Annotated in this window: 18 protein-coding genes; 6 read left to right on the top strand and 12 right to left on the bottom strand. The window is 30.6% G+C overall.

The genetic code is table 11. From position 1 onward, the window contains the following. Positions 1–5: 5 nt before the first annotated feature. The 3 genes from STK_RS11960 (at position 6) to STK_RS11950 (ending at position 1,547) form a co-directional block, all read left to right on the top strand. Complete coding sequence (locus tag STK_RS11960; protein WP_052846734.1) at positions 6–335, top strand: hypothetical protein; 330 nt, start codon at positions 6–8, stop codon at positions 333–335. A gap of 35 nt (positions 336–370) precedes the next feature. Then, entirely contained in the window at positions 371–1,183 is an 813-nt protein-coding gene (locus STK_RS11955; protein WP_010980243.1) for a mechanosensitive ion channel family protein, read from the top strand. An 82-nt stretch (positions 1,184–1,265) separates the two neighbouring features. Continuing rightward, the gene (locus tag STK_RS11950; RefSeq protein ID WP_010980242.1) at positions 1,266–1,547 is read left to right on the top strand and encodes a 4a-hydroxytetrahydrobiopterin dehydratase; all 282 of its coding nucleotides are present in this window, start codon (positions 1,266–1,268) and stop codon (positions 1,545–1,547) included. On the opposite strand, the gene STK_RS11945 is transcribed toward STK_RS11950, so the two are convergent. The 10 genes from STK_RS11945 to STK_RS11900 form a co-directional block, all read right to left on the bottom strand. Beyond that, on the bottom strand, positions 1,540–2,043 hold the full coding sequence (locus tag STK_RS11945) for a hypothetical protein (RefSeq protein ID WP_010980241.1): 504 nt from the start codon (positions 2,041–2,043) through the stop codon (positions 1,540–1,542). The genes STK_RS11950 and STK_RS11945 overlap by 8 nt on opposite strands. Next, a complete protein-coding gene (locus STK_RS11940; RefSeq protein WP_010980240.1) occupies positions 2,036–2,752 on the bottom strand; it encodes a hypothetical protein in 717 nt (238 codons plus the stop codon). Before STK_RS11940 ends, STK_RS11945 begins: the two co-directional genes overlap by 8 nt. A gap of 33 nt (positions 2,753–2,785) precedes the next feature. Beyond that, a complete protein-coding gene (locus STK_RS11935) occupies positions 2,786–3,064 on the bottom strand; it encodes an ArsR/SmtB family transcription factor (RefSeq protein WP_010980239.1) in 279 nt (92 codons plus the stop codon). Positions 3,065–3,067: 3 nt separating this feature from the next. Next, positions 3,068–3,244, bottom strand: a complete 177-nt coding sequence (locus STK_RS11930; RefSeq protein WP_156015239.1) for a hypothetical protein — start codon at positions 3,242–3,244, stop codon at positions 3,068–3,070. A gap of 37 nt (positions 3,245–3,281) precedes the next feature. Further along, the gene (locus STK_RS11925; RefSeq protein WP_052846732.1) at positions 3,282–3,566 is read right to left on the bottom strand and encodes a hypothetical protein; all 285 of its coding nucleotides are present in this window, start codon (positions 3,564–3,566) and stop codon (positions 3,282–3,284) included. Positions 3,567–3,601: 35 nt separating this feature from the next. Then, positions 3,602–4,411: a nitrilase-related carbon-nitrogen hydrolase gene (locus tag STK_RS11920; RefSeq protein ID WP_010980238.1), complete on the bottom strand. Its 810-nt coding sequence runs from the start codon at positions 4,409–4,411 to the stop codon at positions 3,602–3,604. Then, the gene (locus STK_RS11915; RefSeq protein WP_052847022.1) at positions 4,402–5,238 is read right to left on the bottom strand and encodes an NAD+ synthase; all 837 of its coding nucleotides are present in this window, start codon (positions 5,236–5,238) and stop codon (positions 4,402–4,404) included. Before STK_RS11915 ends, STK_RS11920 begins: the two co-directional genes overlap by 10 nt. 3 nt (positions 5,239–5,241) lie before the next feature. Next, positions 5,242–6,825 carry a hypothetical protein gene (locus STK_RS11910; RefSeq protein ID WP_010980236.1) on the bottom strand — a complete coding sequence of 528 codons (1,584 nt, stop codon included), beginning with the start codon at positions 6,823–6,825 and terminating at the stop codon, positions 5,242–5,244. A 192-nt stretch (positions 6,826–7,017) separates the two neighbouring features. Beyond that, entirely contained in the window at positions 7,018–7,527 is a 510-nt protein-coding gene (locus tag STK_RS11905; RefSeq protein ID WP_052846731.1) for an NTPase, read from the bottom strand. After that, positions 7,493–8,245: a BtpA/SgcQ family protein gene (locus STK_RS11900; protein WP_010980234.1), complete on the bottom strand. Its 753-nt coding sequence runs from the start codon at positions 8,243–8,245 to the stop codon at positions 7,493–7,495. The genes STK_RS11905 and STK_RS11900 overlap by 35 nt, the downstream gene beginning before the upstream one ends. A gap of 62 nt (positions 8,246–8,307) precedes the next feature. Here STK_RS11900 and STK_RS11895 point away from each other — a divergent pair, with 62 nt between their 5' ends. Further along, a complete protein-coding gene (locus STK_RS11895; RefSeq protein WP_198429825.1) occupies positions 8,308–8,958 on the top strand; it encodes a chlorite dismutase family protein in 651 nt (216 codons plus the stop codon). On the opposite strand, the gene STK_RS11890 is transcribed toward STK_RS11895, so the two are convergent. Both STK_RS11890 and STK_RS11885 read right to left on the bottom strand, forming a co-directional pair. Further along, positions 8,912–9,439, bottom strand: coding sequence for an NUDIX hydrolase (locus STK_RS11890; RefSeq protein ID WP_010980232.1), 528 nt, complete (start codon positions 9,437–9,439; stop codon positions 8,912–8,914). The genes STK_RS11895 and STK_RS11890 overlap by 47 nt on opposite strands. Before the next feature lie 8 nt (positions 9,440–9,447). Then, a complete protein-coding gene (locus tag STK_RS11885) occupies positions 9,448–10,047 on the bottom strand; it encodes a hypothetical protein (protein ID WP_010980231.1) in 600 nt (199 codons plus the stop codon). 42 nt (positions 10,048–10,089) lie between these two features. Here STK_RS11885 and STK_RS11880 point away from each other — a divergent pair, with 42 nt between their 5' ends. Together STK_RS11880 and STK_RS11875 are read left to right on the top strand one after the other, a co-directional pair. Further along, positions 10,090–10,542 (top strand): HIT family protein, encoded by a 453-nt coding sequence (locus STK_RS11880; RefSeq protein ID WP_010980230.1) that lies wholly within the window; start codon positions 10,090–10,092, stop codon positions 10,540–10,542. Then, positions 10,533–13,535: an FAD-binding and (Fe-S)-binding domain-containing protein gene (locus tag STK_RS11875; protein WP_010980229.1), complete on the top strand. Its 3,003-nt coding sequence runs from the start codon at positions 10,533–10,535 to the stop codon at positions 13,533–13,535. The genes STK_RS11880 and STK_RS11875 overlap by 10 nt, the downstream gene beginning before the upstream one ends. Positions 13,536–13,588: the final 53 nt, after the last annotated feature.

Here is a 13,588-nt window from a genome sequence, read left to right as displayed (position 1 = left end):
TTAAGATGATATGGGAGAAAATTAAAGAGCTAGAAGAGAAGCAACAACAGCTTGAGTCTCAAATTCAAAAATTAGAAGAGAAATTAAAGAGTCTTCCAAATGGCCATCTAGAAATTAAAGAGATTAATGGAAGAAAATATTACTACTTACGCTATTGGGAAGAAGGTAGGCTTAAGAGTAAATATATAGGTAAAAATGCGAGTGAAATTGAAAGCAAATTAAAACAAGCTTTTGAATTAAGGAATCAATTATCTTTATTAAAGCAAGAAAAAGAGAAAATAGATCGAATTTTGAATAGAATTTATAAAATTATAGATGAAAATATTAATGGTTAAATTTATATATCTATAGAGAGGAAACAATCGTAGCTATGCTCATAGTAGATGAAACAATTTCTCAAGCACTGACATCATTAGCCACTGAAATAATCAGCGCAATTCCATCTATTATTCTTTTCCTGATAATCGTTTTTATTGGGTATGTGGTTGCTGAAATAGTAAGCACTGTTATTCACAGAATTTTAGTGAGATTATTTTCACATTCTACAATACAGATTAGTGCAGGCTTAGTTGCTGGTACTGTTAAGGCATTAATAATCCTTATTTCGCTATCAATTGGTTTGACAGTAGTTAGCCTTGGCCCAGCAAGTGTTTACGTTAGTGCAGTGGCTAGATATTTACCTTATTTAGCTGGTGCAATATTATTACTTACCTTAGGTATCACACTAGTAAATATTCTCATAGATTATATGGGAAGGCAAATGGTAGTTAATGACCCATTTATGTCAACTATATTTAACGTTTTAAAATTCGGTTTGTATGCAATAATAATAACGCTTGCAGCTACGCTAGCAATATTCTATTGGGTTCCTTTTATAAGCCCATATCTTTTCTATGATATCATAATAGGTTCTATAGTTCTTCTATTTAGCTTTACAATAATTGATAAAGCCATTGATAGTATATCTAAAAGTGATCCTAATGCTACCTATATAACAACTTATGGAAGATTTTTACTTTACACTATTTTCTTAGTTATTGCAATAGCCATAATTGTGCAACCATTTAGTTCAGTTCTCTCAATTCTTCAGACTTTAGCATGGGGATTAGCAATAGCATTTGCAATTTTATTAATCCCATTAATATATTCACTTATAAAGAGGATGGCAACAGAACTAAAATGAGGATGAGAACTCCCCAGACTGAAGTGTGAGGAGTCCTTTAAGTGCTGATATTTTTTATATTTTTATGTCTTTATGTTAAACTATGAAAAAGTTAACAGAAAAAGAGATAAGGGAAGAACTTAATAAAATGAAAGGCTGGAGTTTAAAGGGAAATGTAATAGAAAAGACTTTTTTGTTTCACGATTTTAAAGAAGCAGTTAATTTTCTAAATAAAGTACAGCCAATTGCAGATAGCATGAATCATCACCCTGATGTGTGTATCTACTATAACAAAGTTATAGTCCAATTGACTACCCACGATGCTGGTGGTATTACTGATCTCGATGTAGAGTTAGCTAAAAAAATAGATGAACTTCTCACATAACAAATTTTATTTTTTCATTTCCACTTATTCTGGTTCCTTTTTTGACTTTCAAAAAGAGAATATTGTTCTTAGTTTTTACTTTTCCTGAAATAGAATAAGAGACAATCTTTCCTGGTAAGATCCAAATAGCTTCATATGGGTATTCGACAATTTCTTCTTCATATAAATCCTCATAAATGTTTTCCCCTTTATGTAAGTTCCCTTTAAATCTGATTATAAATTCTATATATGGAATATTAATTTTAAGCAAACCTAGTCTTACAAATAAAACCTTTGCTTTGACTCTTTTACCATTAATCTTTATTATTTCTTGGTCTAAGAAGTATTGCATGTTATTTTTTAGCTTATGAAGTTCTTTTTTCAATTCTTCTTTATTTAGAGAGGCATAGTAATGTTCATTATCTTCATAGTAAAAAATTGTTAGTTGAGTAGTTTCTCCTAAATAATTCATATTAAAAAATCCTCTAGCATAGATAGGTTTTACATTTTCACTCATTTTTTCTCCTTTTCCTCTTCCCAGATTCTTGTTGCAAAAATGGTGTTAATGCTTCTACTAACCCATTACATTCTTTTAATTTTTGAAGAATTATATTAACAAAACAACACAAGCTATTTAACCTTTCAAATGAATTAAATTTTATTGAATTTTGAGGCCTCTCAGTAGATATTGTTATAAATTTACCTTGACCAGTCAATGCTTTCAAATATAATCTATCTGTATAAGCAAGTTCAGTTGTAGTCCATTTTCCTTCAACTTGTTCTGGTAATTTTAATTCATTCCACTCTACCTTATTACAATCTGGGCTTATTTCAATTTCGATTGTTTTTTCCTCTAAATCAACTACTTCGGATTCATACTCTCTTTGTCCTCCTAGAAATTGTAATGCTAATTCTTTTAGCTTATCATTTTGGTAAGCGCAACAGCTTAATGTTGCTAGTTCTTCAAGGGCAGAAAAATCTCTTAGATTAATATTATTTACTCCTCTAGCTGTAGCGATTGATAGTAAAGTAACTGAGTTAGGCACCATTATGATTTCAAATCTATAATAGTTACTATCAGCTAGTCTTATTATATAAGTTTTGCCCGTTTCATTTGCAAGTTTTCTGAATTCTTGAAACTTATTAGCTAAATATTCTTTATCACAATTATCTAAAAGAAAGTTAAATCCTCTTATATCCCTATTACTTTCAGTAGAGCATTTCATAGTTTAATGTTTGAAAAAGAGTATTTAAAAATATTAAGTACTATCCCTCTTCTTTGTCTCTTCTTCATAGTTATCTAAGAGTATTTTGGCATTTTTAGTTAACTCATAATAATATTTTTTACCTTTCTTTACATTTACTAGTCCAAATTTCTGCAAAAGATCTAAATGATATCTGACTGTTGAATAATTTAGGTTTAGTAATTTAGCTATTTCGTATGCGTTTTTCTGTCCACTCTCTAGTATCTCTAGTATTCTTCTCCTTGTATCCCAACCTGGTAACTCAAAAAGTTCGTCAATTTTTATTATACTCATGAGTTATACATTGGGCTTATATTCATTAAATCTAAGGGCTTTTTCTTTTATATTTCTCTCTTTCCTTTGCATTAAAATTATTTTTATTGCAGGAAAAGTGAGATTAAATAAGAAGATATTTGAAATAGTAAGCGTGAAAATTATATTTATCATAACTAATAGAAGTAGTACTCTATTCATAGGTGAACTTTTTGATTTCAAATATAATAGTTTATCCTTATCTAAATGGGTAATATTTAATCTTATCACTTATTATCATGAATAGTAGAAAGGCGAGAATAGTCATTATAGCTATAGAGTAATAGTCTCCTCTTAATCCTAGTATTAACAATAGTATTAATGATAATGGTATAGGTAAAAATCCTTTATTATATCCTACCTGAAGCATAGATAATCCTATTGCTGGGAATAGTAGTAATGGATTGAATAGTGAGGCGAGCAAAAGTAATATAAGTAGTATGAGGAGTAACATCTCAATGATGTTCACTTTCTGAGATATCATAACTAAAATATAGTTTTATAAAAGAGGAAATAAATTTAGAGGCTCCTTAATACATCGTGAAAATCTCTATTATGCTCTCTGAAACTACTGAAAAATCTATTTTTCCTAACTTCATCGAGATTTATTTCAGTAATTATTATATCTTCTTCAAATAATTTGGCCCTATTTATTACCTCTCCATTAGGAGATACAACCATAGATCCTCCCCAAAAGAATTCTTCCTCCTGACTTCCTACATTATTTACGAAAATGGTCCAAATACCATTAATTATAGAATGAGCCTTTAGTAAGGCTTCCCAATTATCTTGTATACCTAGCCTAGTACTTAGTCTTCTCATTGGTGATGCTGCTGGAATAAATATACTATCAGCACCTAGTAAAGCGAGTGCCTCTATTGGTTCATAATGCCATGCATCTTCACAGATAATTACTCCAAATTTTACTCCTTTGTACTCAAATATTTTTAGATCTCTTTTTGGATCTCCAGGTTGAAAATATCTTCTTTCTTCAAATAAACCATATGTAGGTAAATAAAATTTATATATATAATTAATTTGATGATTAATTATTATAGCAGCCGTATTTCTAAGTATGCCAGGTCTTATTTCTTTAACTAGTCCAGCTATTATACATTTATTTTCTTCTGATAATTTTTCTATTGCTTTCTCACTTTCATTATACACTTCGTACACTAAATCCCTTAATATATATCCAGTTAAGGAAAGCTCTGGGAAAATTATACAATCCGCAGAAGATGAAGATATTATTTCTTGATGTTTCTCTAAATTATATTTTACATCTCCAAGTTTTGGTCTTATTTGAGCTAATTCTACTTTTAACCCCATTGCCTTGGATACCTCCAGTCAGAGTTAATTGCCCTTCCACTTAATCTGAAAATCTCTGGTGGGAGTCTTTTATGTTGTGATGTTTTCACCATATTTATAATTTTTATTACTTTATCATAACTAGTCTTAGTCATTTCGGCTATTTCTTCTGGTTCTCTCATTTCCTCAAACTTAAGGTAAAGTATAGAATCTATAGTTTCATAATCTAAACCAATTTCCCCTTCAGCAGTTTGTCCCTCCCATAATGCTGGAGAAGGTGGTTTTTTAACTATTTCTTCTGGTACTCCTAAATAATTACCTAGCATTCTAACTTGTGTTTTATATAAGTCTCCAATTGGTAATACATCTACTCCTCCATCACCATATTTAGTAAAATAACCAAGCATTATTTCACTTTTATCTCCCGTTCCTATTACTAGATAGTTCATTTTTTGAGCAAACGCATATAATAGTGTCATTCTAACCCTAGCTTTTATATTTCCTATTACTATTTTATCGGATATATTGACAATAGAGGAGAACTCATTAATAATCTCATCAATGTTTATATAACTATATTTATTTTCACCATTAACTATTTTAATTATTTTCATGGCATCTTCAATGTCTTTTTGAGGTGTCGATGAAGTAGGCATTAATAGGATGTAGAAGTTATTGGTAGCTCTTGATAAGAGTATTGTTGTTACTGAAGAATCAATTCCACCACTTAAGCCTATTATCCCTCCTTCTTTTTTACTCTCTTCTATGTATTCTCTTATTCTTCTAACTATGTAATCAGTAACTTGGCCAAAGTCTAAGGTAAGTTTTTTTCTTACATATTCTGGCATCATCTAAGAAATATTACTTACATTTACCTTATATGTTGCAAAGTAATAATATGAGTAAACTTCTACTGTAAATACTGTTGAATTTATTGTCTCATTATAGTATGGTGCATAGGCAAAAAGTATTGATGAAGAATTTGGTGGAATTAAAGTATATGTGAAATTCCATACCATATTAAGATTGTTAGGCAAGGATACTCTTACGAGGGTGATGTTTAATGGTTTATTACCTAAATTTTTAACTTCAACTAGAATAGCAGAATATGGTTGTTTGCCTAATGGTTGAACGTTTAATATTTTAAGAGGATTTGTTGATATGTAGGTTTCATGTGCATATACTCCAACGGATAATAAGAGCGTTAAAAGAATAAATAAAGGAACTCCTATATCTTTTCTTATATTTATCTTAATACTAGGTAATTTATAATCCATCTTATAGATTGTTACAAATAATAATGGAATCCATAAAAAGAAATATTCGGTAAGAGTTCTCCACATGAACCAACTAATAATCATAGGGTATATCCAGATACTTTGTTTCAATATTTCGAAAAATCTGTAATATATATATATAAGAAAAATAGATACTACACTTTCAGAGAATGTAAAAAACCATGGTTCTAATTGGTATACTCCTGCATAATTAATTACAGTTAATCCTAATGCACCCACGGGAATAGTATTAATATCAGTTGTAAATATGTTATATAAAAACGCTTTATAGTTTAATATAACAAATGGAAGATTTATGATTATAATCGTTAGTATAAAATATAATAAATAATTCTTAATTTTGTTTATTTTACTGTTTTTAAGTTTATATATTAAAATGAACGGTAATGCTAGCCAACTAAGTTGAATAAAAGATGAGGCAATACCTAAGCTAATTCCCCCCCACTTATCATCTCTCAGATATGAAATAAGTAAGAATGTTGCTGGAATTACACTGTTCACACCATAAAAAGGTGGTATTGCTATTGCTGTGAGTAGATATAAAAATATAACAGATAGAACGGCTAATGGATCTTGTTTTTTTCTTCCCTCAAGATAGATTAGTATTATAAGTATGACATCAAATATCACATTTACTATATTTATATAATAGCCTGGTGCACTAGTTAATCTGATTAAAAGATAAAATGGAATATAAACTAGAAAAGAAAATGGAGGATATACAAAAGTGGAGGCAATCTTACCATTAATTAAATAAGTAGGGCCGACTGAGTAAGGGTAATAATTTGCTAAATAAGGATTCTTCCCGCTGAATAAATAGTTTAAAGCTTGAAAAATATATTCCATATCATCAGTACCATAGCCTGAGATTAATGATATACTAACTATAAGAAATGTTGACGTAGCTATGAAAACTACATAATCATCAATTTTAGATAAGCTCCTATTAGGGTCTAATAATTCTGGATAAAGAGAAATTATTATTATAGTAATTACTGAAAAGAAAGAGAACGAGGTTATTGCAGCTGAAATAGGGTGTGTTAGAATATTATTTCTAAAGTTAATCAAGTAAAGCGTATATAACATTATAGACGCTAAAATAATGTATAGTATCTTATGCCTTAATTGAAGATCCACAAAATAATAGTTGGAGTATGCTATATATAATTAATCAAGAGAATTTTATTTTATTAACATCTCCTTAAGCTAGTCACAACGAAGAATTTACCTGAGCTCTATGATGCTAGTTGCTTCTAAATAGATTGATAATTTGTTGAAATTTTCTAAGTATTTTTTATTAACATATTTCTAGCATTTAATACTTCATAGTTATTGTATCGAGGATATTATATAGTTAAATATTTCATTATCTAGTCTATTTCTATTTTCATAAGTAACTACAAATGTTTTTCCATCTTTAAATGAAATCTTCCTATGGACTACTGCTACGACTATAGGTTTTTCATTCAATACGTAGTCTATTATCTCTTTAAGCTTAGGTACTGAAAGCTCCATTGGGCCTATTTCATCAATTCCTATTATTTCAGATTTAGAAATTTTTTCCTTAATTTTATTTATTATATCTTCATTTATAGTAATATAATACTTACCAATTTTAATACTACTTTTCGCATAAATACTAGCTAACCAATCTTCTACCTCATTATCTAGGCTTTTTATTTTGAAACCTATTCTTTGTCCTTTTTCTCTCACTTCTGGACAATAAAAGCCTGAGATAGAGTATCCTTGTGATTTGAGTTTATCAATTACTTTAAGAAAAATTGTCGTTTTTCCTACTCCGGGCTCACCTGTTATGTATACTCTTAACCGCGTTTGCAATTTCTTTCACTCTTTCTACCCTTATTTTACCATCAGTGTCCTTTAAATATGTCCCAATTATAAAACAGTCCACTTTGTAATCTCTAATATTATTTGGGGTCATTCCACTTCCTACACATACTGGCAGTGGAGAGATATTCTTTATCATTTTTACAACTTCTGGGTTTGGTTCTTTGCCTGTTCTTTCCCCAGTTACGATTATATAGTCAGCAAATCCTCTTTCTTTACAATCCAATAGTAAGCTTTCTAAGTTCATTTGATGTAAAGGGCTAGCATGTTTTACATTTATGTCAGCTAAGATAGAGATTTTCCTCTTTGTATAGTAGAGTACCTCTTGAACTTCTACTGACGCTGGTTCAATTATCCCTTCAGGGGAAGATATTGTTTCGCATAATGCATTAACTCTTATAAAATCTCCAGTTAAACTCGCAATACTTGCTGCTTCATAAGCGGAATTGCGTAAAAGATTTATACCCACGAGTAAACTGGTAGATTTTTTTACCTCTCTAGCTATTATACTCATAGCGATTGCTGTCTCAACTCTTACTTTTTTTCTAAATGGTTTATCATTAAAATTTTCTAATATTACTGCATCAAATCCCCCTACTTCAAGTTTCTTTGACTCATTTATTGCAAAGTCTACTATTTCCTCAAATTCGCCTTTGTAGAAAAACGATCCAGGTAATGGTGGTAAATGAACAACTCCTATTAGCTTCATTAGGTTTATTTATTTTGGTGAAAATATATACCTTTGTGAACAAGTTGTCAAACTATGTTTATATGACCGTTAGCATGTTTAAGTTTTCTAAAGAATGGTGGAAATCTGGCAGAGAAGAACGAAAACAAATACTATCTAGATTAAATGAAGTGGAAAAAGAGTTCTCAAATAAATTAGTTTCACTGAAGAGATTTATTTCTCTTAGATATGATGGAGATATAATTTATTGGGCATGTGACTATAATACTACTCCACTAAACGATTTTAGATATTCGCTTCTTTCAGTTTCAAACTCATACTTAGAAGAAAAAGTATCTTTCTTCTCTGTTTTTAAACCTTCTCCTTATACTATGGGTGGAAATAAGGATTTATCTTCATTCCTAAAGATTCCACCTCTAAAATATTTTGTAGCTTATCCCATGAAGAAATCTCCGGAATGGTATTTATTGCCTTTTGAGGAAAGACGTGATATTATGGCTGAACACATTAATATTGCAAAAAATCATCCAGATAATGAAGGCATTAGATCATATACTACTTATTCCTTCGGTATAGGAGATTATGAATTTGTAGTAATTTATGAAATACCTGATCTTTATAAGTGGACAAATGTTGTTGAAAAATTAAGAGAGGCAAAAGCTAGGAAGTGGATTACATTAGAGGAACCTATATTAGTTGGTGAGTTAGGAGATCTCGATATTTTTGTGAAATAAGAAGTAATGATAACATTGTTTTTCCATCCTCGATTTTTCCATCCAATACCATTTTTACTGCATCCTCAAATCTTATTTCGAAGGGTTCGATAACCTCATATTCTTCTAGGTTCTGAGAAGTTTTTACTAAATCTCTAGCTATATAAACATGCATAATTTCTGTAGTTACTCCAGGTGATACATAGAAGGAAAATATCTTACTCATAAAATTGGGTTTGTAACCAATTTCCTCTTCTAATTCTCTCCTTGCTGTTTCTTCTTCATTTTCTTTTTCCTCAACTGTTCCCGCTGGTAATTCTATTAACCATTTTCCTATAATTGGTCTGTATTGCTTGATCATTATAATTTTTTCTTTATCAATAAATGGTACTATGACTACTGATCCCCTATGTTTAACATATGCTTTTTCTATTTCTTTTCCATTTGGTAATTGGAATTTATCTATAATGACATCAAATTTTTGGGAGGAGAAAATTCTCATGGATACTACTATATTCTTTTATTTAAATATTTTTCACTAATTTTCTCATATAAAGAGTTCCAGTCTATTTTTATGAGTAAGAATCCTATTATAAAGAAAATTATTGTAAGTAAAATAGATAAAAGCAAAGGATTTAAATTAAATAAATCACTTATTTTTAATATTCCAAATAATTCTAGGGGAATTTCTATTGAACTTTTTAGAATTTTAGATGGAATTGTTATTATTAACATTTTTTTAAGCGACTCTTTCACTATTCCACCTCCTATATAAAGATAATCATCAAGTGGCAAACCCGGTAAAATAGCTGTAATAAAGAGTGCTAATGGAAAATATTTACTTTTAATGAACTTATTAATTAAAGGTATATTTTTGTTTTTTCTTAATGGTTTTTTCAATGCTATACCAAGGACGTAAGTAATAGTTTTAGCCAGAGCTGCTCCAGTGCCGGATAAAAATATAACAATTAGAATATTTTCAATATTCTCGCCATAAGCTAGAAGGAAATTGGTGGCTATTAAAGTATAAGGGGCTCCAGCAAAGGGTAATATATTAGTAATGAAGCTTATCAAAAATATAAGTATTAGTATTTGTAACGGTATATCCATTAACTAAAAATTCATAAACAGAATGTTATATAATTATTCAATATGTGTACGTTTTGTAGCATTATAAATAGAGAATTGGAAGGTTACTTTGTTTATGAAGATGAAAAATTTGCAGCAATATTAGATAAATATCCAGTATCCTTGGGACATACTCTTGTGATTCCTAAAAAGCATTTTGAGAACTATTTAGAGGCAGATGAGGATACGTTAGCGGAACTAGCTAAGGTTGTAAAACTTGTCTCACTTGGTATAAAGGATGCTGTCAAGGCTGATGGGTTAAGATTATTAACTAATATAGGTAGAAGTGCGGGTCAAGTTATTTTTCACCTTCATGTCCATATAATCCCAACTTGGGAAGGAGATTATCCAGATATTTTTAAAAGTTTTAAGCCAAGAAAGGAGCAAGAAAAAGAATATTATGAATTATTACAAAAAATTATTAGGGAGTCTATTGAAAATTTAAAAAGAAAAATTGGTGATTATAAGTGGGGTTAAGAGAAGAATTAGAAGCTAGATTTGGAAATAACTTTTCTGATAGTTTAGTTGAAAGACTTTCTCATTCAGCAGATATGGGCTTTGTACCACAATTGGTCTGGGCTGGTATAAAGATAAATATTATCCCAGATTATGTGATTTATCCAACTTCAGTCGAGGATGTAATAGATGCTGTTAAGATAGCTTTGAAATATAAAGTTCCTATTACTCCTTATGGCAGGGGCACTAATAGATATGGTAATGCATTAACGACAGAAGGCGGAATATTACTTGATTTCTCTAAAATGGATAAGGTTGAAATTGATGAATCAAATATGGTTGCTATAACTGAGCCTGGTGCCACATGGAAGCTTGTTGATTTAGCGGCTCAAAATAAAGGTTTACAGCTGAGGACTTTTCCATCGTCATATGATTCTACAGTAGGAGGAGGAATTGCTGGTGATGCGTTAGGTATTGGTTCTTATGAGTACGGTTTTATTTCAGATAACATAAGCTTTGTCGATATGATTAACCCTAAGGGGGAATTAATCCATCTAGAAGGGGGTAATTTAGCTCTTGTTGCTGGTGCTGAAGGAACTACTGGAATTATTGTAAAAGCTGGAATTAGATTAAGAAAGTATTCTCCTACCGAGGCTTTAGTACTTTCATTTAATTCATTTGATGATGCTATAAAAGCAATTGGTGAGTTTTACAGAGAAGTTATTCCAGCATGGCATGTCCAAGTAAGAGGTCCAACAATCTCATCTTATATAGCTCAGAAATTTAATGCAAAACTTTCGCCGGGAAAATGGAATATGATTATATTATATCCATCCTTACGTTCTTCCCTTGTAGAACCTAAATTATATAGGATAGCTCAAGCTTTTAGTGCCGAAGTGTATGAGGGGGAATGGACTGGTTGGTGGTCTTTTAACCACGGTGTAGTTGCTGCGTTAAGAACTAAAGGATTACTAATTCATCAGCACGGTCTTATTCATTATACTAAAATAAACGATTTGGTTAAAGAATTAGAAGGTACTTTAGGTAGGTTAGGAGAATTGTCTCCTAATTCTGGGTTTGATCTGGATATAGATTTAGAAAAGAGAGAGGTATTACTAGTTAACGCATTCACTGAAGTTTCTCTTAAACCTAATGATAAGAAGTTAATTTATGATTTAGCAAAGAATACGTTGATGATGGATTCTTTCGTAAAAGTCGGAGGTTCTTTATTATCAATAGGAATGTTTGGACATAAATATTCTAGAAATAGACTTTCAGCTATGGGTAAGACGTTCCAACAATTAGGTATTGATAGATATGAAGTTATTAAGAAATACAAAGAAGAGATGGATCCTGAAGAATTATTTAACCCAGGAAAAGTATTTGATCCTAAGAAAAGAGGTAAAGTAGTTTTTGAAATAGTAAGAAGACAACAAGAAGCGTTACAATTTAGGTTTGGAATTGGTTTTGTAAAGGCTGTAGTTCCAGGAGGGGAAGTGAGTGGGTATTCTGCTGTAAAGAGGTTTTTAGATATTTTCACTGATTACTCTTTAGAATGTATTGACTGCGCTATGTGTGTAACGGTATGCCCACAATTTAGACTAATTCCTCAAGTTCCTTATGCTCCTAAAGGAATGTTTGATTTCGTAAAAGGTGCAATCTCGTATCATCATCTTTATGGAAGTGTTGATATTCCAGATTCAGCTATAGCTGAAATTTCTGGTTGTCATAAATGTGGTCTATGTGATGGCGTATGCCCAGCTAAAATCCCAATCTCCTCACTATTAGTCAAATTAAATAGTATTGTAGCTAAAAAAGTACCAGAAGAACCACCAGTGAAAATTCCGTTAACGCAAGATTCAGAAGTAGCAAGTGTTGTAGATAACAATAGTGATATTGCGTTATGGGTAGGGAAATATTTAGTAGATAATCCTACAGTAGCAATTGCTGCTTTAAAAATACTGAAAGCTCTTGGTTTAAAAGTAAAATTAGTTGGTACAGAATACGATAGTGGATTTATGAGCTATATAAGTGGTGGTGAAAAACTTCAGCAGAAAATAAAAAGTAATGAAGAAATATTAAGTAACTCATTAGAGGTCATAACAATAGCTCCAGAAGATTACAAAGTGCTCTCAGAAGTTTATAGGGATTATGCAAATATGTTAGGGTTAAAAGTTACTTACGAGGTATCACCAATTGACATCAGAGTATTAAAGTCTATTCAGATAGACGGAAAAGGTGAAGAAATATACTTACATGTCGCATGTTTCTCGTCTTCATACGCTAATGATGTTATAAGAAGGCTTAGTGATATGGGGTTTAGAGTTAGAAAAGTTGAAGGCTGTTCCGGAGCAGTTTTAGAGAAAAACATTGGTAAAAGAGCAGATATGATGGCAAGGGCTTTAGGTTCTAAGTATCCAATGTTAATAACTCTTTGCCCATTAGCAGCAGCTAAATTTAGAGAAAGCGGAGTTAATGCTAAAACCTTAATAGAATTCATCGCAGAAAAATTAAGGATAAACATACCTACTGAGGTTAAGGTTAGTAAGATTGAGTTATCCTTAGCTGAGAGAAATTCACTTCAGGCCACAGTGCTGAATTCTATAGTTAATGCTTTAACTAAACGCGTTAACTTAATTGCAGATACAGTTACTTTTACATCAAGTGGTGTTGATGAATATAAGAAAATCATAGAACCATTAGTTAAGGAGGCATTAGAGGATGCATCTAACTCTATTAACAATTATGTTTCTTCCATAGTCGAGGAGAAAAAGAAGAATGGAATGAAATACGAAGATTTAATTGCGTATTTAAGTAGTTTAACTAAAGAACTAAATGCAGTTATATCATCGATTCAATTTGATTCTATAGCAGATGGAATAGTTGAACAAGTAAAAAGGCAGAGTACAGAAGAGTTTGATGTCTCAGTATTAAAATCCTCGTTAGTATTCTTAATAAGAGATAATGAGCAGTTACTAAAGGAAAAAAGTATAAAGATGTTAAATGTTTCTTAAACTAAAATATTTTGTTACATGAAGTACTAAAACTTGGTAATATTTTGTTTATA

The organism is Sulfurisphaera tokodaii str. 7, from assembly GCF_000011205.1.
Classification (GTDB): Archaea; Thermoproteota; Thermoprotei_A; order Sulfolobales; family Sulfolobaceae; genus Sulfurisphaera; species Sulfurisphaera tokodaii.
This window is presented reverse-complemented; position numbering and strand designations above follow the sequence as displayed.

Coding starts and splice junctions, on each gene's coding strand:
- STK_RS11960 (WP_052846734.1), top strand. CDS start 6: ATGATATGGGAGAAAATTAAAGAGCTAGAAGAGAAGCAACAACAGCTT.
- STK_RS11955 (WP_010980243.1), top strand. CDS start 371: ATGCTCATAGTAGATGAAACAATTTCTCAAGCACTGACATCATTAGCC.
- STK_RS11950 (WP_010980242.1), top strand. CDS start 1,266: ATGAAAAAGTTAACAGAAAAAGAGATAAGGGAAGAACTTAATAAAATG.
- STK_RS11945 (WP_010980241.1), bottom strand. CDS start 2,043: ATGAGTGAAAATGTAAAACCTATCTATGCTAGAGGATTTTTTAATATG.
- STK_RS11940 (WP_010980240.1), bottom strand. CDS start 2,752: ATGAAATGCTCTACTGAAAGTAATAGGGATATAAGAGGATTTAACTTT.
- STK_RS11935 (WP_010980239.1), bottom strand. CDS start 3,064: ATGAGTATAATAAAAATTGACGAACTTTTTGAGTTACCAGGTTGGGAT.
- STK_RS11930 (WP_156015239.1), bottom strand. CDS start 3,244: ATGAATAGAGTACTACTTCTATTAGTTATGATAAATATAATTTTCACG.
- STK_RS11925 (WP_052846732.1), bottom strand. CDS start 3,566: ATGATATCTCAGAAAGTGAACATCATTGAGATGTTACTCCTCATACTA.
- STK_RS11920 (WP_010980238.1), bottom strand. CDS start 4,411: ATGGGGTTAAAAGTAGAATTAGCTCAAATAAGACCAAAACTTGGAGAT.
- STK_RS11915 (WP_052847022.1), bottom strand. CDS start 5,238: ATGCCAGAATATGTAAGAAAAAAACTTACCTTAGACTTTGGCCAAGTT.
- STK_RS11900 (WP_010980234.1), bottom strand. CDS start 8,245: ATGAAGCTAATAGGAGTTGTTCATTTACCACCATTACCTGGATCGTTT.
- STK_RS11895 (WP_198429825.1), top strand. CDS start 8,308: ATGACCGTTAGCATGTTTAAGTTTTCTAAAGAATGGTGGAAATCTGGC.
- STK_RS11890 (WP_010980232.1), bottom strand. CDS start 9,439: ATGAGAATTTTCTCCTCCCAAAAATTTGATGTCATTATAGATAAATTC.
- STK_RS11885 (WP_010980231.1), bottom strand. CDS start 10,047: ATGGATATACCGTTACAAATACTAATACTTATATTTTTGATAAGCTTC.
- STK_RS11880 (WP_010980230.1), top strand. CDS start 10,090: ATGTGTACGTTTTGTAGCATTATAAATAGAGAATTGGAAGGTTACTTT.